Consider the following 18264-nt stretch of genomic DNA (forward strand, 5'->3'; position numbering starts at 1 on the left):
ACTCTGGCGCATGACCGAGCACCAGCCGCGTTCCCTTGCGTTTCCCGTCGACGGCGCGGACATCGTGTCCGCGCTGTTCATGGCCCCGCCGCGGCCGCGCGCCTGTTTCGTGTTCGCCCATGGCGCGGGCGCCGGCATGACCCACGTCTTCATGAACCAAGCGGCCGCAAGCCTTGCCGCGCGCGGCATCGCGACGCTCCGCTTCCAGTTTCCCTATATGGAGAAGGGCAGCAAGCGCCCTGATCCGCCCGCGCTCGCTCACGCCGCGGTGCGGGCTGCCGCGGCGGAGGCCGCGCGGCTCTGTCCGGGGCTGCCGCTCGTAGCGGGCGGCAAGTCGTTCGGGGCGCGCATGACGTCGCAGGCGCAGAGTGCAGCGCCGCTGCCAGGCATAGCCGGGCTCGCCTTTCTCGGCTTTCCGCTTCACCCCGCCGGCAAGCCCTCCATCGCGCGCGCCGATCATCTCGATGCGATCGAGGTCCCGATGCTGTTCCTGCAGGGGACGCGCGACAAGCTGGCGGAGATGGAGCTGCTCGCGCCCGTCGTGAAGCGGCTGGGACCGCGTGCGACCTTGCATTGGATCGATCAGGCCGACCACGCCTTCCACGTGCCTGCGCGCTCCGGCCGGAATGATCGGGCCGTCATGGAGGACCTGACGAAGGCGTTTGCGGCGTGGCTGGAGACTCTCGAAGCGTGTGCCGGCTGACGCGCCGAGCGCCTCCTTCGGAGAAAAATGGCATGAGAACAAAAACAGAACTTTTCTGTCACCGGAGGTTGAGGCAATAGTCATATTGAAAGGTAGGGAGGGGGTTCGATGAAGTCAGCAGTGGTGGCGCTATCGGTGTGCGCGCTTGGCGTGCTGATGATCTCTGCAGCTCCATCGCTCGCCGATGCCAGGCTGACCGGCATGGTGGTCGTGAAGGGAACCTGCCAGAAGCTGATCGTCGCGGGAAAGGATCGCAGCTCGGAATGCAAGGGCGCGCTGCTCAATACCGACTATGACGATCAGCGCACCGGCTTCTACTTCACCTTGCTCGACGGCAGCGTGGTCACGTTCTCGAACCGCGGCGATCTGCAAGAGCAACCCGGGCCTGACAAGTTCGTCACGCCGGTCGACATGATGATCATTGGCCAAAGTCGCAAGACGATCAACAAGGTGACGGCCAAGGGGCAATGCCGCCACGGCAATCCATTCAAGGGACCCGACCTACTCGAATGCACAGCCGACAGCGAGATCGGCCGTTTTGAAGGGCTATTTCTGTCCAATGGCGAGAAGCCGGTGATGCAGACCTTCTGAGGCCGTGACCCCTGCGCACAAGCAGGATGGGCCAGCAGGAGAGCTCGTCGCGGCGTCGCCGGTCGTCACTCGCCATCGTACAGTCCACGCGGCAAATCCGGCCCGCTCGGCAATATCCACTTTGTCAGAAGATCGCGATGAGAAAGACAGCTTCATCCGTTTGGCTGCTGGCCCTCGGCGCGGCGAGCCTGCCGGCCATGTCGGTCCGTGTAGAGGACGGATTGAAGGGGATCGAGACGTTTCACGGCCCCTGCAGGAAGCTCACGGTCGCGGCAAAGGACCGGACCGCCGATTGCAAGGGCGTTTAGCTCAATACGCGTTCCAGTGATGGACGGAGGCGGCTTGGAGAAAGACGCCCCGCCTCTGAGGCTGCGATCTCCCGACTCCCGAAAATTTGGCGCGACATCAAGCGCGAAATATTGCAACAAGTCGGCGTCGTGGGTGAGGCCGGGTGTGCGGGTCGCCAGATCTTGGAGAGTGTGATGTTCCGATACGTTGGCGTCGTCCTGGGGCTGCTCTGGAGCCTCGTATCGATCAGCACCGCGCTGGCCGACGACGCCAAGCTCCGGATCGGCGTTCTCCGGCTGTCCTCGTCCGCGCCAGTGTTCATCGCGTTGGACAAAGGCTACTTCCGCGAAGCTGGACTGGACGTCGAGCTGAAGTTTTTCGATGCAGCGCAACCGATCGCCGTGGCGACGGCCACCGGCGACGTCGACGTCGGGGTGACCGCCTTCACCGCAGGACTGTATAACCTCGCAGGCAAGGGCGCGTTGAAGATCATCGCCGGCATGAGCCGTGACCGCCCGGGCTTTCCGCTGATTGGCTACTTTGCCAGCAACAAGGCCTATGAGGCAGGTCTCAGGACGCCGAAGGACATTGCCGGCAAACGCGTGGCGATGACCCAGGTCGGGTCGAGCTTTCACTATTCGGTGGGGCTGCTGGCCGATAAATATGGCTTCAAGCTCGCCGACGTGAAGATCGTGCCGCTGCAGTCGATGTCCAACATGTCGGCGGCCATCAAAGGGGAAACCGTCGACGCGGCGCTGATGCCGGTTTCGGTGGCGCGCAAGCTGATGGAGGAGGGCGCCGTCAAGCATCTTGGCTGGGTCGGCGACGAGACGCCGTGGCAGGTCAGCGGCGTGTTCGCGGGGCCGAAAATCTTGGCCAACACGGCGCTGGTCGGCAAGCTGCTGGCGTCGCTTCAGCGCGCCGAGCGCGAGTATCATGATGTCGTGCTCGCCTCGGTCAAGGACGGCACCGCCGCCATCGGCGACAAGACCAAGCCGTTGCTCGAGATCATCGGCAAGTACACGAACCTGCCGGTCGAGCAGGTCGTGGGCAATTGCGCCTATATCGATCCCGACGGCAAGCTCGATGTGAAGAACATCGACAGCCAGATCAAATGGCTGCAGGCTCAGGGGTTCGCGGACCAGGGCTATGATGCGGCCGCGATCATCGCCAAAGACTTCGTGAAGCCGGATTGATGAAGGCAGGCGCAGCGCGGGCCTGCAGCGGGATCGCCTGATATGGACCTGATTGCCGAGACCATCAGCCACCGTTTCGACGCGCTCGATGTGCTCGACCGCGTGTCGTTCACGGTCGGAGCCGGCGAGGTGGTCGCCCTCGTTGGGCCGTCCGGCTGCGGCAAGAGCACGCTGCTGGCGATCCTCGGAGGGTTGTTGCAGCCAAGCAAGGGACAGGCGGTGCTGCGCGGAGCTCCGCCGCCCGGCAGCCTCAATCCCCTGACGTTCGTGTTCCAGGACTTCGCGCTGCTGCCGTGGGCAAGCGTCGCCGACAATGTTGCCTTTCCGCTCCTCCATACATCCCTGTCGACGCAGCAGCGCGCCGCCGCCGTCGACGATGCGTTGCGGCGAACCGGCCTAGCAGACTTCCGGACCGTCTATCCCAAGCAGTTGTCGGGCGGCATGCGCCAGCGGGTCGGGATTGCCCGGGCGCTGGCGGTCCGCCCGGCGATCCTGCTGATGGATGAGCCGTTGTCGGCGCTGGACTCGCAGACCCGCGAGCTGCTGATGGAGGACTTCGTCGATCTGCTCGCCGACGGCACCATGGGCGCGGTCTATGTCACGCATAATCTCGAGGAGGCCGTGCGGCTCGCCGACCGCATCGTCGTGCTGTCGCGTCGTCCCGGCCGCATCCGGAAGGTCGTCAGCGTCCCGGCGACGCGGCGCAGCCGCGGCGATGCCGGAGTACGCACGCAACTGCTGGACCTGCAGAACGAGCTCTGGGGGCTGATCCGGACCGAGGCAATCGATGCCGAGCGCGAGGTTCAGAATGCTTGAACGCTCCCCGGCCGAACTGCCTGAGGTCGTCGGCAAGCAGAGCCGGAAAGTGCCGTTCCGGGGCGGCGGCTTCACGCCGGCCGCAAGCCGATGGGCCGGCTGGCTCGCGCTCGCGGCGGCTCTCGGCCTGTGGCAATTGATCGGTAGCCTCGGGCTGGTCAATCCCTTGTTCCTGCCGGCGCCGCTGATGATCCTGCGCACCCTGTATCGATTGGCCGAAAGCGGCGCGCTCTGGCAGCATGTCTCGGCATCGTTCGTGCGCATCGTATCCGGCTGGGCGCTCGGCACGGCCACCGGCATCGTCGTCGGCTTCGCGATCGGCCTCTGGCGCATTGCGCGCAGCATCGGCATCACTTTCGTCTCTGCGCTGTTTCCGATTCCGAAGATCGCCGTGCTGCCGCTGCTGATTCTTTGGCTCGGCATCGGCGAGCAGCCGAAGATCGCGACGATCGCGCTGGGCGTGTTCTTCTCGACCACGATCTCAGTCTATAGCGGCGTCGATGCGGTGCCGCGCAACCTGATCCGCATGGCGCAGAGCTTCAACGTGCCATTCCCGACCATCGTCCGCCGCGTGATCTGGCCCGGCGCGCTGCCGTCGATCCTCGCCGGTTTCCGCATCACCGCGTCGGTCGCGCTGATGCTCGTGGTTTCGGCGGAGATGATCGGCGCCGAGACCGGCATCGGCACCTTCGTGCTGCAGGCCGGCAATCTGATGCAGACCGATCAGCTGATGGCGGGGATCCTGATCCTGTCGCTGTTCGGTCTCGCCGTCGGCCGGCTGATCAGCATGCTCGAAGCGCAGCTCCTGCGCTGGCGCTGATCCGGCGGTGTCAGGCGTTGCCGCGGTCTTCCCGGAACAAGTCGAGCTTCTCCTGCACCGGGCGATCCGAGAACGAGAACAGGACCGCATCCTCGTCCGGCTCATGGCTGACCCATTGCCAGCTCGGAACGACGAACAGGTCGCGCGGGCCCCATTCGAAGGTATGGTCGCCGATGCGGCTGCGGCCCCTGCCTTCGATCGCGGTGAACACGGTCGCGTCGGTCGAGCGATAGCGCGCAGTCTTGAAGCCCTTCGGCAGCAGCTGGATGAAGGTGCCGATCGTCGGCATCGCGAAATCACCGGTCTCCGGGTTGGAGAATTTCAGCTTCAGCCCGTGGCAGGCGTCCCATTCCTCGCTCCGCTTCGCGTTCTCCAGCGCCTCGCGCGTATAGGCGTAGGGATAGTTGAAGATCGGCGATGTCCTGGATTTGCGCTTCGCATCGACCGGCAGCAGATTGTGGCCGTAGCGGGCGAAGCTGTCGCCCGCGGGGCGCGCGACCTTCTGCTGGTCCTCCTGCGCGCCTTGCGCGAACGACGCGTCGAGAAACTGCACCAGGGGAATGTCGAGGCCGTCGAGCCAGAACATCGGCTCGGTGGTCTCATTGCCGTGATCGTGCCAAGTCATCGACGGGGTGATGATGAAGTCGCCCGGCTCCATCAGGGTGCGCTCGCCCTCGACGGTCGTGAAGGCTCCCTTTCCTTCCAGCACAAAGCGCAATGCCGACTGGCTGTGCCGATGGGCGGGCGCAACATCGCCTGGGATCACCATCTGAACGCCGGCATAGAGCGATGTAGTGATCTTGGACTGCCCGCGCAGTCCCGGATTCTCCAGGATCAGCACGCGCCGCTCGGCTTCCTTCGCCGTGATCAGCCGCCCGGCCTCGACCATGTAGTCGCGGATCGCCGCGAACTGCCACAGATGCGGGCGGCAGGCGCTCTTCGGCTCGGGCGTGATGAGATCGCTCATCACGGTCCACAGCGCCGTCATGTTTTCACCGTCGATCTTCTTGTAGAACGCCTCGCGCTCCGGTGTCGAAACCGCGGCCATGCGCGCCTCCCATGATCAGATGTCGTTCTTGATTGACAGTATACTGCCAATTTGATTACCGTCAAATACAACCAGAGCTGTCGCATCGGGAGGACTGCCATGATGAAGCTGCACGGCTATTTCCGCAGCAGCGCATCCTATCGCGTCAGGATCGCGCTCAACCTCAAGGGTCTCACGGCCGAGCATCTGCCGCATCACCTCCGCAAGGGCGAGCAGCGCGCGCCCGCCTATCTCGCGCTCAACCCGCAGGGTTTGGTCCCGGCGCTCGAGGACGACAGCGGCGCCACGTTGATCCAGTCGCTTGCGATCATCGAATGGCTCGACGAGACTCATCCCGAGCCGCCGCTGCTGCCGAAGGATCCGTTGCGACGCGCCCAGGTCCGCGCCTTCGCGCAGGTGCTCGCCTGCGACACCCATCCGGTGCAGAACCTGAAGGTGTTGGCGCGGCTCCGGGAGCTCGGCCTGCCCGAGGACAAGGTCACGGCCTGGGCCGGCTGGGCCAACCGCGAGGGGCTCGCTGCCTGCGAAGCGCTGATCAAGCATGAGCCTGGCCCATTCTGTTTCGGTGCGGCGCCAACCTTGGCCGATCTCTGCCTGGTGCCGCAGCTCGGCAATGCACGCCGCTTCGGCGTCGATGTCGCAGCGTTTCCGCGCCTGCTGCAGGCCGAAGCCGCGGCGAAGGCGCTGCCGGCCTTCGCCGCTGCTGCTCCGGAGCGTCAGCCCGATGCCGAGTAGGCCGCCCGACATCACCATGGACGCAGTCTACACCAAGCCGGGCTATCTGTTCCGGCGGATGCAGCAGATTGCCGTGTCCATCTTCGTCGAGGAGTGCCGCGAGTTCGACCTGACGCCGGTGCAATATGCAGCGCTGGTCGCGATCCAGACGCATCCGGGCATCGATGCCACCAGGCTGTCGGCGGTGATCGCCTTCGACCGTTCGACGCTCGGCAGCGTGATCGAGCGGCTGGAGAGCAAGGGCCATATCGAGCGCAGGCCGTCGGCCGAGGACAAGCGCGTCAAGCTGCTTTATCTGACCAGGGCGGGCGGAGCACTGCTCCGTGCGATCATGCCGGCGGTCGATCGCGCCCAGGCACGCATGCTGGCGCCGCTGAAGGCCGCGGATCGCAAGATGCTGATGGCTTTGCTGGCGCAGCTCGTCGATCTCAACAACGAGGTGTCGCGGGTGCCGCTGCGCGCCGAGGATGCGCTGGAGCATCTCGGCAAGACCGGCTGATCGCGGAACTCCGCGGTTGTCGGGCGCAAGGCGTAGGCTCACAGCCGCATCACCGCCTGACGATCGATCTTGCCGGTGCCCGTCTTCGGCAATTCGTCGATGAAGACGATCTCGCGCGGATATTTGTAGGGCAGCAGTTTCGCCTTCACGTAGTCCTGCAGCGCCTTGACGGTCGGGATTTGGTCGGGGGATCCGCCGTTGGTGACCACCACGGCCTTCAGGCTCATGCGACGATCCGGCAGCTCGTGCGCAAACACGGCGCATTCTCTGATATCGGGATGCTCGGCGAGGCAGAGCTCGACCTCGAGCGGATAGACCCATTGGCCGGAGATCTTGACCAGGTCGTCGGCGCGGCCGCGAAAGAAATGGAAGCCGTCGGCATCGCGCACGAAACGGTCGCCGGTGTAGATCCAGCCGCCATCGCGGATCGTCTCCGCGGTCTTGTCCGGACGGTTCCAGTAGAGCGGCGTATTGGAGTCGCCGCGTACCCACAGAATGCCCTCTTCGCCGTTGGCGACCTCGCGTCCTTCGCCGTCGCGCAGCGCGATCTCGTAGCCGGGAACGCGCAGTCCGGCGGCGCCGAGCTTCTTGCGGTCCTCGCGGTTCGAGAGATAGACGTGGAGAACCTCGGTCGAGCCGAGACCTTCGACGATCTCCAAGCCGGTCAGGCTCTTCCAGCCGTTGAAGACCTCGGCCGAGAGCACCTCGGCCGCGGAAACCGCGAGCCGCAGTGACGAGACGTCGGCCTGCTTCGCACGCTCGGCCTTGGTGAGCGCGGTGTAGAGCGTCGGCAGGCCGAAGAACACGGTCGGTCGGAAGCGGCCGATCGCATCGAAGATGGCGGCGGGTTTCGGCTGGCCGGGCAGCAGCAGCGTCGTCGCTCCGGCCGAGAATGGAAAGGTGATCGCATTGCCGAAGCCGTAGGCGAAGAAGATCTTGGGCACCGAGAAGCAGATGTCGTCCGGCTTGAGCCGCAGCACGTTGCGGGCGAACGCCTGCTCGCTATAGGCCATGTCGTGCTGCAGATGGACGATGCCCTTGGGGCGTCCGGTCGAGCCGGACGAATACATCCAGAATGCCATCTCGTCGCGGTGGGTGTCGGCCTCCGCCAACTGATCGGTGAAGTTGGGCAGCCACGCATCGACCGCGACCGTCGTTGCGACGGCGGTGGCCGGCGCCTCGCCATTGACGACGACCAGTGTGCGCAGCGCGGTCTCGGCGCAGGCCTGTGCGTCGAACCGTGCGGCAAACTCGGCGTCGGCGACCGCGATCTTGGCGCCGGAATCAGCGAGATAGAATTGCAGCAGATCCGGCGGCGTCAATGTGTTGATCAGCAGCGGCACGAAGCCGGCGCGCACTGCGCCGAAGAACGCGGCCGGATAGGCCGGTGTATCGTCGAGGAACAGCAGGACCCGGTCGCCGCGGCTGAGCCCGAGCGCGGTGAAGCCGTTGCCCCAACGGCAGGCGTCGGCACACAGCTCGGCATAGCTGCGCTGGCCGGCCGGACCGATCAGCGCAGTCTTGTTGGCGTTGCCCTTGGCGAGGTTGTCGAACAGCACGCGGCTGGCATTGTAGCGGGCGGGAATTGCGAAGCCGATCTCGCGCGCGCCGGCGCTGTCGCGCGGAACCTGGTCGGCGATCTCTCTCGTCATGCGCGTGCTCCCGTGTTCCGAGATGCCTCGTAGCGGGCCATGAACCGCGGAGCCATCGCGCGCAGCCTGGTATCATCGATGCGCCCGGACCGGGTGATGTAGCTGTAGGCAAAATCCAACAGGCTGAGCGTCATGTGAGCCGGGAAGGACTCATACCAGTCGCTGCTGGTCCGGGCCGCCGTCACCAGCTTCTTCACGATCGGCTGGCGCTCGGCCTGATAGCGGGCGAGGCCGTCCGAGAGGCTGGTCTCGGCATCGAGCGCCTTGGCGAGCGCGATCGCGTCCTCGATCGCCAGCCGCGTCCCGGAGCCGATCGAGAAGTGCGCCGTATGCAGCGCGTCGCCGATCAGCACCATGTTCCGGTGCCACCAGTGCTCATTCCAGACCCAGGGGAAATTGCGCCATACCGATCGGTTGGAGACCAGCGCGTGACCGTCGAGCGTGGCGGCGAACACCTGCTCGCAGACGCGCCGGGATTCATCGACCGACATCTCGGCGAAGCCATGGGCGTGCCACGTGGCGCGATCGCATTCCACCAGGAACGTGCTCATGTCCGGCGAATAGCGATAATGGTGCGCGTTGAAGCTGCCGCGGTCGGTCGCGACGAAGGTCTGCGACAGCGTGGCAAAGGTCTTCGACGTGCCGTACCATGCGAACTTGTTGCTGGAGTAGGAGACGGAGAAGCCGAAATCGCCTTCGAAGCTGCGGCGAACCAGCGAGTTCAGCCCGTCGGCAGCGACGATGAGGTCGTAGCCTGCGAGCTGGTCCAGCGACTGGATGGTCGTGCCGTAGCGGGCGACGACGCCGACGGTCTCGGCGCGGGCCTGCAGCAGCTTCAACAGCTCGAGCCGGCCGATCGCGGAAAAGCCGACGCCGTCGATCTCGACAGTCTCGCCGCGAAGATTGAGCGTGATGTTGCGCCAGCTCTCCATGTGCGGCGCGATCGCGTCCACGGTGTCGGGATCGTCGGCGCGCAGGAATTCGAGCGCCTGATCGGAGAACACGACGCCAAAGCCCCAGGTCGCCCCGGCCGGGTTCTGCTCGAACAGATCGACCACGGCGGCGGGGTGCCGCTTCTTCCAGAGATAGGCGAAATACAGCCCGCCAGGGCCGCCGCCGAGCACGGCGATGCGCAAGGGCGTCCTCCACATTGACAGTATACTGTTTATTTTGGATCGGAGACTAATCCCTCATCTCGATCGAGGCCAGGGAAATCTTATTGCTGGAGATCGGGTCGCCGGCCGCAGGTCATTTCGGCGGGCCTCTGCCGAAGATCGCGTCGAGCGCGGCGAAATAGGTGCTTTCGACCAGCTCCGGCGCATGCCGGCCGAGCGCCTCCATCTTCACGCCCGAATTGATCTCGAGCACCTGCCAGTGTCCATCGGCCAGCACGAGGTCGACCGATGCGTAGCGGATGCCGATGACGCCTGCCGCCGCGGTGGCGAGTGCGGCACAAAGGTCCCGCTCCGCGCCTGGTTCGAGCAGCACGGGCTGAGCTCCGAATTCGAGATTGTGCCGCCAGCTCAGCAGGCGCTGCTCGCCGCGCGGCACGACGGCGCGCAAGGCCGACGCGTCGAATTCCGCATCGAGGCGTCGCAGGAGTTGCGCGTGCCCCGTGGCCGGAGTGGCCGCCAGCGCGAGGGCGAGCAGCGGCTGCACGCCATCGCCGGCCACGATGGGGCGCTGCTTGCGGTAGACGATCAGGGACGCGTCATCGAGCTGCACGACACGGACTTCGTCGACGATGTCCATGAGCGGCGCGATCGCGACATTCGCGCCGGTCTCGAAGATGCTGTTCACTGCGCGCAGCAGGTCATCCTTCGCCGTGACGCGGACCACCGACCGTCCAGAGGTCCCCTCGTTGGGCTTGACCACCAGCCCGCGCGGATGCGTTTCGAGCAGCGCCAGCGCGGCCTCGGCCGTCTGCCCGGACTGGCCGCCGAGGGCCGGCGCCAGAAAGAATGCGTGTGGAACCGCGGCAATCCCGTCGGCTCTCAGCAGCGCCGAGGTCGCCGCCTTGTCGCAGGCCAGTCTGTGCGCCACCGCACTGTTCAGGCCGAGATCATAGCCGAAGATCAGGTGACGCCGGGTGGCATCCTCGAGCACCAGCAGCCAGCCGTCCTCCCGCACGTCGAGCGCGATGCCTCGTTCGGCGCAGTAGCGGGTGATGGCGGCGAGCTGGGCCTGCGGATGGTTAATCATTGCTCAAGGATTGGGCCAGAGATGCGGAATTAAAGTGCTGGAAAATCGGAATATCGGCAAGTAAATTACCCATATCGTTTGTGTACGAACGAATGCCCGATCGAGGCGAATCCGGACATCAGCCGGCATGCATTTGATCGTGATCAATGGTGCGTCCATGCGGGTTGATTATTCGCTGTTTTCACGTACATCAGGCGCCGAAATCGCTGGATCTATAGGGGTTTTGCGGTCCTGCCTCCGTCACGACTTGTTTCTTCCAACTTCAGCCCACGTGAAAAAACAAACGACATGAGCGCGTTCTATAAAGAGAAAGTTCTTTCCGTTCACCACTGGACGGACACCCTGTTCTCCTTCCGAGCCACCCGCGATGCGGGCTTCCGCTTCCAGAATGGTCAGTTCGCGATGATCGGCCTCGAGGTCGAGGGCCGCCCGCTGCTGCGCGCCTACAGCATGGCCAGCGCCAATCACGAGGAGGAACTCGAGTTCTTCAGCATCAAGGTGCAAGACGGACCGCTGACCTCCCGGCTGCAGAAGATCAAGGAAGGCGACACCATCCTGGTCGGCCGCAAGGCGACCGGCACGCTGATCCCCGACAACCTGCTGCCCGGCAGCCGGCTTCTGCTGCTGTCGACCGGCACCGGCCTTGCCCCGTTCGCCAGCCTGATCAAGGACCCCGACGTCTACGAGCGGTTCGAGAGCATCGTGCTGGTCCATGGCTGCCGCCAGGTCGCCGAGCTCGCCTATGGCGAGAGCGTCGTCGCCAAGCTGCGCGAGGACGAGTTGTTCGGAGAACTGCTCGACGGCAAGCTGCAGTATTATCCGACCGTCACACGCGAGCCGTTCCGCAACCGTGGCCGCATCACCGACCTGATCTCGTCGCAGCAGCTGTTCAACGATATCGGCCAGCATGAGCTCGATATCGCCAAGGACCGTATCATGATGTGCGGCAGCCCGGCGATGCTGGAGGAACTCAAGACCATGTTCGAGTCGCGCGGCTTCCTCGAAGGCAGCGGCAACGAGCCGGGCCATTTCGTGATCGAGAAGGCCTTCGTCGAGCGCTGAGCCGTCGCCCCTTCGTCTCCGACTTTTCTGAAAGAGCGCCTCGACGCAATCGGGGCGCTCTTTTCGTTGGCAATATCCTCCTTGCGCGTTTCGAAGCGGCTGTGCGATTTTCGGCAGCAAGACCGGACCTGCAGACGTCCGGCGCGACACAGGGAGGGGACTTGGACTGCCTGAGCGGCGGCCATCCCCGATACAATAAGGGGTACGGCCATGGATTCCATCGTTCGCAGGCAGACGCTCGGTGACCTCCTGCGGCGGAGCGCGGCGCGCACGCCGGGAAAGACGGCCGTGATCTGCGGCGAGGTCAGCTGGACCTACGCCGAGTTCAACGCCATCGTCGACCGCCTCGCGGCCGGCCTCGCCACCCGCGGTGTCGGCAAGGGCGAGCGCGTGGCCATCCTCGCCCGCAATTCGCATGCCTTCGCGGCCTTGCGCTTCGCGCTGGCGCGGCTCGGCGCCGTGCTGGTGCCGATCAACTTCATGCTCAAGCCCGAGGAGGTTGCCTACATCCTCAAGCATGCCGGCGCGCGGCTGCTGGCGACCGACAGCGGCTTTGCCGGCGTGGCCCGCGCCGCCAAGACGCTGGTGCCGGCGGTCGAGCAGATGATCTGGCTGCCGTCGGAAGGTCCGAGCGAGCGGCAAAGCGACATGATCGACTTTGCGGAGCTCGCGGCGTCGACGGCGACGGTGCCTGCCGTCGAGATCGCCGGAAGCGACGTCGCGCAGATCGTCTACACCTCTGGTACGGAGTCGCTGCCGAAGGGCGCCATGCTCACCCATGACGCCGTCATTTGGCAGTATGTGAGCTGTATCGTCGATGCTGGCATCGCCGCCGATGACGTCACCCTGCACGCGCTGCCGCTGTATCATTGCGCGCAGCTCGACGTGTTCTTCGGCCCTTCGATCTATGTCGGCGCGACCAACATCATCACGGCGTTTCCGACGCCCGACAATCTGCTGCCGCTGATCGCGAAATATCGGATCACATCGTTCTTCGCGCCGCCCACCGTCTGGATCTCGATCCTGCGCTCGCCGCTGTTCGAGACCACCGACGTATCCACCTTGCGCAAGGGCTATTACGGCGCCTCGATCATGCCGGTCGAGGTGCTGCGCGAGCTGGCGCAGCGGCTGCCCAAGGTGCGGCTGTGGAATCTCTACGGCCAGACCGAGATCGCTCCGCTGGCGACGATGCTCGGACCCGAGGATCAACTGCGCAAGCCGGGCTCTTGCGGCCGCGCCGTGCTCAACGTCGAGACGCGGGTCGTCGATGACGACATGAATGATGTCGCACCAGGCGAGGTCGGCGAGGTCGTGCACCGCTCGCCGCATCTGATGCTCGGCTACTTCCACGACGACGAGCGCACCGCCGCCGCCTTCCAGGGCGACTGGTTTCACTCCGGCGATCTCGCGACCATCGACGGGGAAGGCTACATCACCATCGTCGATCGCAAGAAGGACATGATCAAGACCGGCGGTGAGAACGTCGCCAGCCGCGAGGTCGAGGAGGCGCTCTATCTGATCCCGGAAGTGTCGGAGGTCGCCGTCGTCGGCCTGCCGCATCCGCGCTGGGTCGAGGCCGTTGTGGCGATGGTCGTGGTCAAGTCCGGCTGTGAGCTGACCGAGGCGGCCGTGCTCGAGCAGGCTTCGGCCAGGCTGGCCTCGTTCAAGACGCCGAAGCGGATCGTGTTCGTCGATGCGCTGCCCAAGAACCCCAGCGGCAAGCTGCTGAAGCGGCAGTTGCGCGAGACGCATTCGGGGCTGTTTGCGCAGGGGTAAGCGGCTGCCGTCGTCGAGCAACGCGTAGCGGCGCCGGGAGTCCCGGAGGCCGGCCCGGCGCTGCGGCTCGATCCCGCAGCGCGGCAGTCGATAGAAGGCGGCTATCGACGTTGTGATATGATCGATGGCCGATTGCGCGCGCTTGTGTAACGATTGCTTCGCGATATCAGTAGTATCGTGATTATCGATCTTCCACGAGCCGCCCCGAGGCCTTCCATGGATACGCTGCTGCTCCCGTTTTCGCCGCGCTTCATCGTGCTGACGATCTGCGCCACGGCGACCGCTTTGCTGCTGATCCTCGGCATCTACGACCGCAAGATCTTTGATCTCGTCCTGATCCCGCTGTTGATCTTCGGCGCGCTCACCCTGCTCGGCGTGCGCGACCTCATGCAGAAGAGCCACGCGGTGCTGCGCAACTACCCGATCGCGGCACACCTGCGTTTCCTGCTCGAGGAGATGCGGCCTGAGATGCGGCAGTATTTCTTCGAGAGCGAGAAGGACGGCATGCCGTTCTCGCGCGACACCCGTGCGGTGGTCTATCAGCGCGCCAAGATGGTGCTCGACAAGCGCCCGTTCGGCACCCAGGAAGACGTCTACCGCGAGGGCTATGAATGGATGCACCATTCGATGTCGCCCAAGCCGCGTGCGGAGGAAAAATACCGCATCACCATCGGCGGCCCCGACTGCGCAAAACCCTATTCCGCCTCGGTGTTCAACATCTCGGCGATGAGCTTTGGCGCCCTGAGCCCGAATGCGGTGCGCGCACTCAATGGTGGCGCCAAGCGCGGCGGCTTCGCGCACGACACCGGCGAGGGCGGCTTCAGCCCGTACCATGCCGAGATGGGCGGCGACATCATCTGGGAGATCGGATCCGGCTATTTCGGCTGCCGCCGCCATGACGGCACGTTCGACCCCGACGCGTTCGCGCGGGTCGCAGCCGCCGAGCAGATCAAGATGGTCGAGCTCAAGATCAGCCAGGGCGCCAAGCCCGGCCACGGCGGCGTGCTGCCGGCGGCGAAGGTGTCCGAGGAGATCTCCAAGATCCGCGGCGTCGCGATGGGCGAGGACTGCATCTCGCCGGCGGCGCACCGCGCGTTCTCGACGCCAATCGGGATGATGCAGTTCATCGGCGAGATGCGGCGGCTGTCGGGCGGCAAGCCGGCCGGCTTCAAGCTGTGCATTGGCCATCCCTGGGAGTTCCTTGCGATCTGCAAGGCGATGCTGGAGACCGGCATCTATCCCGACTTCATCGTGGTCGACGGCAATGAGGGCGGCACCGGCGCGGCGCCGCTGGAGTTCATGGACCACCTCGGCATGCCGATGCGCGAGGGCGTCAATTTCGTGCACAATGCGCTGGTCGGGCTGAACGTCCGCGATCGTATCAAGATCGGCGCCTCCGGCAAGATCGCCACCGCCTTCGACATGGCGCGCGCGATGTCGATCGGCGCCGACTGGTGCAACTCGGCGCGCGGCTTCATGTTCGCGCTCGGCTGCATCCAGTCCTTGAGCTGCCACACCGACCGCTGCCCGACGGGCGTCGCGACGCAGGATCCGACGCGCGCCCGCGCGCTGGTCGTGCCGCACAAGCTCGACCGCGTCTACAACTATCATCACGCGACCCTGCATGCGCTGGCCGAGCTGCTCGCCGCCGCCGGCCTCGAGCATCCGCAGGATCTGCGGCCCATCCACTTCTCACAGCGGACGTCGACCACCGATGTCTCCTCCTTTGCCAAGCTGTATCCATCGCTGCGGCCGGGCGAACTGCTCGAGGGCACCCAGGACGTCCGCTTCCGCGACGCCTGGGCGATGGCGCGAGCCGATACGTTTGCGGCGGTGCAGTGAAACGCCTTGCGTGATCGTTCTTGGGAACTTTCCGGCTCCAATTCCATCTAAGCCACGTGTACTCAGCTTGGATGATCGACAATGCCTTGGACCACAGCGACCACGGTCTCCGCGGCGACGAGCGGCGAGGATGACCTGATCCGACGGGCGAAAGCCCGCGACGAGGCGGCCATTCGGGCCATCCTGCAGGCCAACAACCGCCGCCTGTTCCGGATCGCCCGCGGCATCCTGCGCAACGACAGCGAGGCGGAGGACGTCGTGCAGGAAACCTATGTCCGGGCACTCACCCACCTGGACGCGTTTCGCGGCCAGTCCAGCCTGTCGACGTGGCTGGTTCGCATCGCGATGAACGAGGCGATGGGGCGGCTGCGCGGGCGGCGACCGGCACTGCAACTGGATGCGGAGCGAGAGAACAAGCCTCGGGCCGAGGTCATCCAATTTCCCGCCACGTCGAGCGATCCGGAGAAGTCGGTGGCGCAGCGCCAGATCCAGGCCGTTGTCGAACGGGCGATCGATGACCTGTCCGAGCCGTTTCGCCTGGTGTTCATCGCCCGCGTGATCGAGGAGATGAGCATCGACGAGACGGCGGACTTGCTCGGATTGAAGCCCGAGACCGTGAAGACGCGCCTGCATCGCGCCCGCGGCATGTTGCGCGAGAACGTCGAAAAAGAGATCGGTCCCGTCCTTCTGGACGCGTTTCCCTTCGCCGGCCCGCGTTGCGAGCGGCTGACCGAGGCCGTGCTCGATCGTCTTCGACGTCCGACCTGAAGATTCTCGGGAACGTCGGCTCCCGCTTTTCATCCAATCCCTGTGCAGTCATTCACCCGCCGGCCACGAGGTCCGGCGGCACAGGAGATGAGAACCATGTTCAAGCATATCGGTACGATCGCCCTCGCGCTCTGCCTCACGAGCAGCGTCGCCCTGTCGCAGGGCGCCAAGCTCAGCGATCCGCAGATCGCGCATATCGCCTACACCGCCGGCGAAATCGACATCAAGGCGGCGAAGCAGGCCTTGGACAAGTCCGGCAGCAAGGAGGTCAAGGAGTTCGCGCAAGGCATGGTGCGGGACCACGAGGCGGTCAACAAGCAGGCCCTCGCCCTGGTCAAGAAGCTGAAAGTGACGCCGGAAGACAACGATACCAGCCGCGCGCTGTCGAAGCAGGCGAGCGAGAAGCTCGACGAGCTCAGCAAGCTCAAGGGCGCGGCATTCGACAAGGCCTATATCGCCAACGAGGTCGCCTACCACAAGACGGTGAACGGCGCGCTGGAGACGCAGCTCATTCCGTCCGCAACCAACGCCGAGCTGAAGGAGTTGCTGCAGACCGGCTTGAAGCTCTTCCAGGGCCACGAGCAGCACGCCGAGCATGTCGCGGCGGATCTGAAGTAGGACGATCCGATGCTGTCAGGACGCATCACTCTCGTGAGTGTGGTTGTGCTCGCCGCCATGAGCGTTCCGGCGCGCGCTGCCACGATCCGGATCTTGGTGGACAAGCTCGAATTCTCGCCGGCCGCGGCTTCGGCCAAGGTCGGCGATACCGTCGAATGGGTCAACAAGGATGCGCTGGCTCATACGGCCACGGCGCGGGATGGCGCCTTCGATGTCACTTTGCCGCCGAGCAAGACGGTGAGCTCGGTCCTCAAGAAGGCGGGCACGGTCGACTACTACTGCCGCTTTCATCCCAACATGAAGGCGACACTGACCATCGCGCCGTGACGCCGTTGGCCTCAATGCGGGTTCTCCAGGCTGAAGGTCTCGGACTGCTCGTCATAGGCGAACAGCTCGGCATAGCGGCCCCATGACACGATGGTGTGCAAGGTCTCGTCGGCGTAGTGCTCGGACATGTAGTCCTCGAGCTCGATGCGGAAGCGCGCAGCCGGAGCGGCGTGCGAGGGGCGGTCGTCGAGCACGCGGCGGATCAGCCCCATCAGCGGCACGTTCTCCATCAAATGCTTCGCGAACAGCTTCTTGCGCTCGTCGGTCTCCTGATGGGCGAACCGCCGCCCGTCCTCGGTCAAGGTCAGGTCGCCTTCACTGAGCTGGGCGAAGCGCAAGAGCTGCAGCGCCTCGGCCAGCGGAAAGATCTCGTCGACCTCGAGCTGCAGATGGCCCGCCAGCACCGGCAGGTCGGCATGCCCATTATAGGGTTCGCCGGCTAGCGTCTCGATCAGGCCGGAGATCGAGTTCGACGACACGTGGTTGAGCACCATGCCCACGCCGGCGCTGGCGGTGCTCGGCAGCTTCGGCTCGGGCCGCTGCGTCATGCGGGCATAGAGACTGTCGACGAGCTGGCGGAACGCGGGATCGAGCCGGTTGCGCGGATGCGGCAGGTCGATCCTGAACTCGGCGGCGACGCGGCCGGGATTGGACGAGAACACCAGGACGCGGTCGCACATCAGCACCGCTTCCTCGATGTTATGCGTCACCATCAGCACCGACTTGATCGGCAGCCGGCCGTCGGTCCAGAGATCGACGAGGTCGGTGCGCAGCGTCTCGGCGGTGAGCACGTCGAGCGCGGAGAACGGCTCGTCCATCAGCAGGAGGTCAGGATGCACGACGAGCGCGCGGGCGAAGCCGACGCGCTGGCGCATGCCGCCGGACAGCTCTTTTGGAAAAGCCGATTCGAAACCGTCGAGACCTATCAGGTCGATCGCGGCCAGCGCGCGTTTGCGCCGCTCGGCACTGTCGACACCGAGCGCCTCCAGGCCGAGTTCGACGTTTTGCAGCACGGTGAGCCAGGGAAACAGCGCGAACGACTGGAACACCATGGCGACGCCAACAGGGGGGCCGGCGATGATCTCGCCGCGGCATCGTGCTTCGCCTGAGGATGGCGACACCAGGCCGGCGATGATCCGCAGCAGGGTCGACTTGCCCGAGCCGGAGCGTCCGAGCAGGCCGACGATTTCGCCGGCTCGGATCGTGAGGTCGACCTTCTCCAGCACGACGAGATCCTCGCCGCTGCCCTTTGGGAAGAGCCGGCTGACGCTCTTGATCTCGATCAGCGATGTGTCCTTGACCTGGTCGCGCATGATGATCT

Annotated in this window: 18 protein-coding genes; 13 read left to right on the top strand and 5 right to left on the bottom strand. The window is 65.1% G+C overall.

Features of this window, described 5'->3' with window-relative positions:
* The first annotated feature begins 10 nt into the window (after positions 1-10).
* The 5 genes from ACQR0U_RS03160 to ACQR0U_RS03180 all read left to right on the top strand — a co-directional run bounded on the left by ACQR0U_RS03160 (position 11) and on the right by ACQR0U_RS03180 (position 4414).
* Positions 11-703 carry an alpha/beta hydrolase family protein gene (locus ACQR0U_RS03160; protein ID WP_315715275.1) on the top strand — a complete coding sequence of 231 codons (693 nt, stop codon included), beginning with the start codon at positions 11-13 and terminating at the stop codon, positions 701-703.
* Between the two features lie 108 nt (positions 704-811).
* On the top strand, positions 812-1294 hold the full coding sequence (locus ACQR0U_RS03165; protein ID WP_315715276.1) for a hypothetical protein: 483 nt from the start codon (positions 812-814) through the stop codon (positions 1292-1294).
* A 482-nt stretch (positions 1295-1776) separates the two neighbouring features.
* Positions 1777-2778, top strand: coding sequence for an ABC transporter substrate-binding protein (locus ACQR0U_RS03170; protein ID WP_434842588.1), 1002 nt, complete (start codon positions 1777-1779; stop codon positions 2776-2778).
* A gap of 42 nt (positions 2779-2820) precedes the next feature.
* Entirely contained in the window at positions 2821-3594 is a 774-nt protein-coding gene (locus tag ACQR0U_RS03175; RefSeq protein ID WP_434842589.1) for an ABC transporter ATP-binding protein, read from the top strand.
* Positions 3587-4414, top strand: a complete 828-nt coding sequence (locus ACQR0U_RS03180) for an ABC transporter permease (protein ID WP_316193293.1) — start codon at positions 3587-3589, stop codon at positions 4412-4414. Before ACQR0U_RS03175 ends, ACQR0U_RS03180 begins: the two co-directional genes overlap by 8 nt.
* A 10-nt stretch (positions 4415-4424) precedes the next feature.
* On the opposite strand, the gene gtdA is transcribed toward ACQR0U_RS03180, so the two are convergent.
* The gene (gtdA, locus tag ACQR0U_RS03185) at positions 4425-5462 is read right to left on the bottom strand and encodes a gentisate 1,2-dioxygenase (protein ID WP_316174497.1); all 1038 of its coding nucleotides are present in this window, start codon (positions 5460-5462) and stop codon (positions 4425-4427) included.
* A 102-nt stretch (positions 5463-5564) separates the two neighbouring features.
* Between gtdA and maiA the strand changes: the two genes are divergently transcribed.
* Together maiA and ACQR0U_RS03195 are read left to right on the top strand one after the other, a co-directional pair.
* Positions 5565-6197: a maleylacetoacetate isomerase gene (maiA, locus tag ACQR0U_RS03190; protein WP_315752324.1), complete on the top strand. Its 633-nt coding sequence runs from the start codon at positions 5565-5567 to the stop codon at positions 6195-6197.
* Entirely contained in the window at positions 6187-6696 is a 510-nt protein-coding gene (locus tag ACQR0U_RS03195) for a MarR family winged helix-turn-helix transcriptional regulator (protein ID WP_315825490.1), read from the top strand. Before maiA ends, ACQR0U_RS03195 begins: the two co-directional genes overlap by 11 nt.
* A gap of 38 nt (positions 6697-6734) precedes the next feature.
* Here the strand turns inward: ACQR0U_RS03195 and ACQR0U_RS03200 are convergent, their stop codons facing one another.
* From ACQR0U_RS03200 to ACQR0U_RS03210, 3 genes are all read right to left on the bottom strand, one after another.
* Positions 6735-8348, bottom strand: a complete 1614-nt coding sequence (locus tag ACQR0U_RS03200) for a benzoate-CoA ligase family protein (protein ID WP_316174498.1) — start codon at positions 8346-8348, stop codon at positions 6735-6737.
* Positions 8345-9484: an FAD-dependent monooxygenase gene (locus ACQR0U_RS03205; protein WP_434842590.1), complete on the bottom strand. Its 1140-nt coding sequence runs from the start codon at positions 9482-9484 to the stop codon at positions 8345-8347. The genes ACQR0U_RS03200 and ACQR0U_RS03205 overlap by 4 nt, the downstream gene beginning before the upstream one ends.
* 112 nt (positions 9485-9596) lie before the next feature.
* Positions 9597-10550 carry an ATP-grasp domain-containing protein gene (locus ACQR0U_RS03210; protein WP_434842591.1) on the bottom strand — a complete coding sequence of 318 codons (954 nt, stop codon included), beginning with the start codon at positions 10548-10550 and terminating at the stop codon, positions 9597-9599.
* Positions 10551-10838: 288 nt separating this feature from the next.
* Between ACQR0U_RS03210 and ACQR0U_RS03215 the strand changes: the two genes are divergently transcribed.
* The 6 genes from ACQR0U_RS03215 (at position 10839) to ACQR0U_RS03240 (ending at position 16943) form a co-directional block, all read left to right on the top strand.
* Positions 10839-11612: a ferredoxin--NADP reductase gene (locus tag ACQR0U_RS03215; protein ID WP_315715287.1), complete on the top strand. Its 774-nt coding sequence runs from the start codon at positions 10839-10841 to the stop codon at positions 11610-11612.
* Positions 11613-11822: 210 nt separating this feature from the next.
* A complete protein-coding gene (locus ACQR0U_RS03220) occupies positions 11823-13388 on the top strand; it encodes an acyl-CoA synthetase (RefSeq protein ID WP_315752268.1) in 1566 nt (521 codons plus the stop codon).
* Positions 13389-13604: 216 nt separating this feature from the next.
* Positions 13605-15230 (top strand): FMN-binding glutamate synthase family protein, encoded by a 1626-nt coding sequence (locus ACQR0U_RS03225; RefSeq protein WP_315752267.1) that lies wholly within the window; start codon positions 13605-13607, stop codon positions 15228-15230.
* Positions 15231-15311: 81 nt separating this feature from the next.
* Complete coding sequence (locus ACQR0U_RS03230) at positions 15312-15998, top strand: RNA polymerase sigma factor (RefSeq protein ID WP_315752266.1); 687 nt, start codon at positions 15312-15314, stop codon at positions 15996-15998.
* Positions 15999-16094: 96 nt separating this feature from the next.
* Positions 16095-16616, top strand: coding sequence for a DUF4142 domain-containing protein (locus tag ACQR0U_RS03235; RefSeq protein ID WP_315752265.1), 522 nt, complete (start codon positions 16095-16097; stop codon positions 16614-16616).
* A 9-nt stretch (positions 16617-16625) separates the two neighbouring features.
* A complete protein-coding gene (locus ACQR0U_RS03240) occupies positions 16626-16943 on the top strand; it encodes a cupredoxin domain-containing protein (RefSeq protein WP_315715292.1) in 318 nt (105 codons plus the stop codon).
* Between the two features lie 11 nt (positions 16944-16954).
* Here the strand turns inward: ACQR0U_RS03240 and ACQR0U_RS03245 are convergent, their stop codons facing one another.
* Positions 16955-18256 carry an ABC transporter ATP-binding protein gene (locus tag ACQR0U_RS03245; protein ID WP_315752264.1) on the bottom strand — a complete coding sequence of 434 codons (1302 nt, stop codon included), beginning with the start codon at positions 18254-18256 and terminating at the stop codon, positions 16955-16957.
* Between the last annotated feature and the right edge of the window lie 8 nt (positions 18257-18264).

Source organism: Bradyrhizobium sp. HKCCYLRH3097 (assembly GCF_051167875.1).
Classification (GTDB): Bacteria; Pseudomonadota; Alphaproteobacteria; order Rhizobiales; family Xanthobacteraceae; genus Bradyrhizobium.

Coding starts and splice junctions, on each gene's coding strand:
- ACQR0U_RS03160 (WP_315715275.1), top strand. CDS start 11: ATGACCGAGCACCAGCCGCGTTCCCTTGCGTTTCCCGTCGACGGCGCG.
- ACQR0U_RS03165 (WP_315715276.1), top strand. CDS start 812: ATGAAGTCAGCAGTGGTGGCGCTATCGGTGTGCGCGCTTGGCGTGCTG.
- ACQR0U_RS03170 (WP_434842588.1), top strand. CDS start 1,777: ATGTTCCGATACGTTGGCGTCGTCCTGGGGCTGCTCTGGAGCCTCGTA.
- ACQR0U_RS03175 (WP_434842589.1), top strand. CDS start 2,821: ATGGACCTGATTGCCGAGACCATCAGCCACCGTTTCGACGCGCTCGAT.
- ACQR0U_RS03180 (WP_316193293.1), top strand. CDS start 3,587: ATGCTTGAACGCTCCCCGGCCGAACTGCCTGAGGTCGTCGGCAAGCAG.
- gtdA (WP_316174497.1), bottom strand. CDS start 5,462: ATGGCCGCGGTTTCGACACCGGAGCGCGAGGCGTTCTACAAGAAGATC.
- maiA (WP_315752324.1), top strand. CDS start 5,565: ATGAAGCTGCACGGCTATTTCCGCAGCAGCGCATCCTATCGCGTCAGG.
- ACQR0U_RS03195 (WP_315825490.1), top strand. CDS start 6,187: ATGCCGAGTAGGCCGCCCGACATCACCATGGACGCAGTCTACACCAAG.
- ACQR0U_RS03200 (WP_316174498.1), bottom strand. CDS start 8,348: ATGACGAGAGAGATCGCCGACCAGGTTCCGCGCGACAGCGCCGGCGCG.
- ACQR0U_RS03210 (WP_434842591.1), bottom strand. CDS start 10,550: ATGATTAACCATCCGCAGGCCCAGCTCGCCGCCATCACCCGCTACTGC.
- ACQR0U_RS03215 (WP_315715287.1), top strand. CDS start 10,839: ATGAGCGCGTTCTATAAAGAGAAAGTTCTTTCCGTTCACCACTGGACG.
- ACQR0U_RS03220 (WP_315752268.1), top strand. CDS start 11,823: ATGGATTCCATCGTTCGCAGGCAGACGCTCGGTGACCTCCTGCGGCGG.
- ACQR0U_RS03225 (WP_315752267.1), top strand. CDS start 13,605: ATGGATACGCTGCTGCTCCCGTTTTCGCCGCGCTTCATCGTGCTGACG.
- ACQR0U_RS03230 (WP_315752266.1), top strand. CDS start 15,312: ATGCCTTGGACCACAGCGACCACGGTCTCCGCGGCGACGAGCGGCGAG.
- ACQR0U_RS03235 (WP_315752265.1), top strand. CDS start 16,095: ATGTTCAAGCATATCGGTACGATCGCCCTCGCGCTCTGCCTCACGAGC.
- ACQR0U_RS03240 (WP_315715292.1), top strand. CDS start 16,626: ATGCTGTCAGGACGCATCACTCTCGTGAGTGTGGTTGTGCTCGCCGCC.
- ACQR0U_RS03245 (WP_315752264.1), bottom strand. CDS start 18,256: ATGCGCGACCAGGTCAAGGACACATCGCTGATCGAGATCAAGAGCGTC.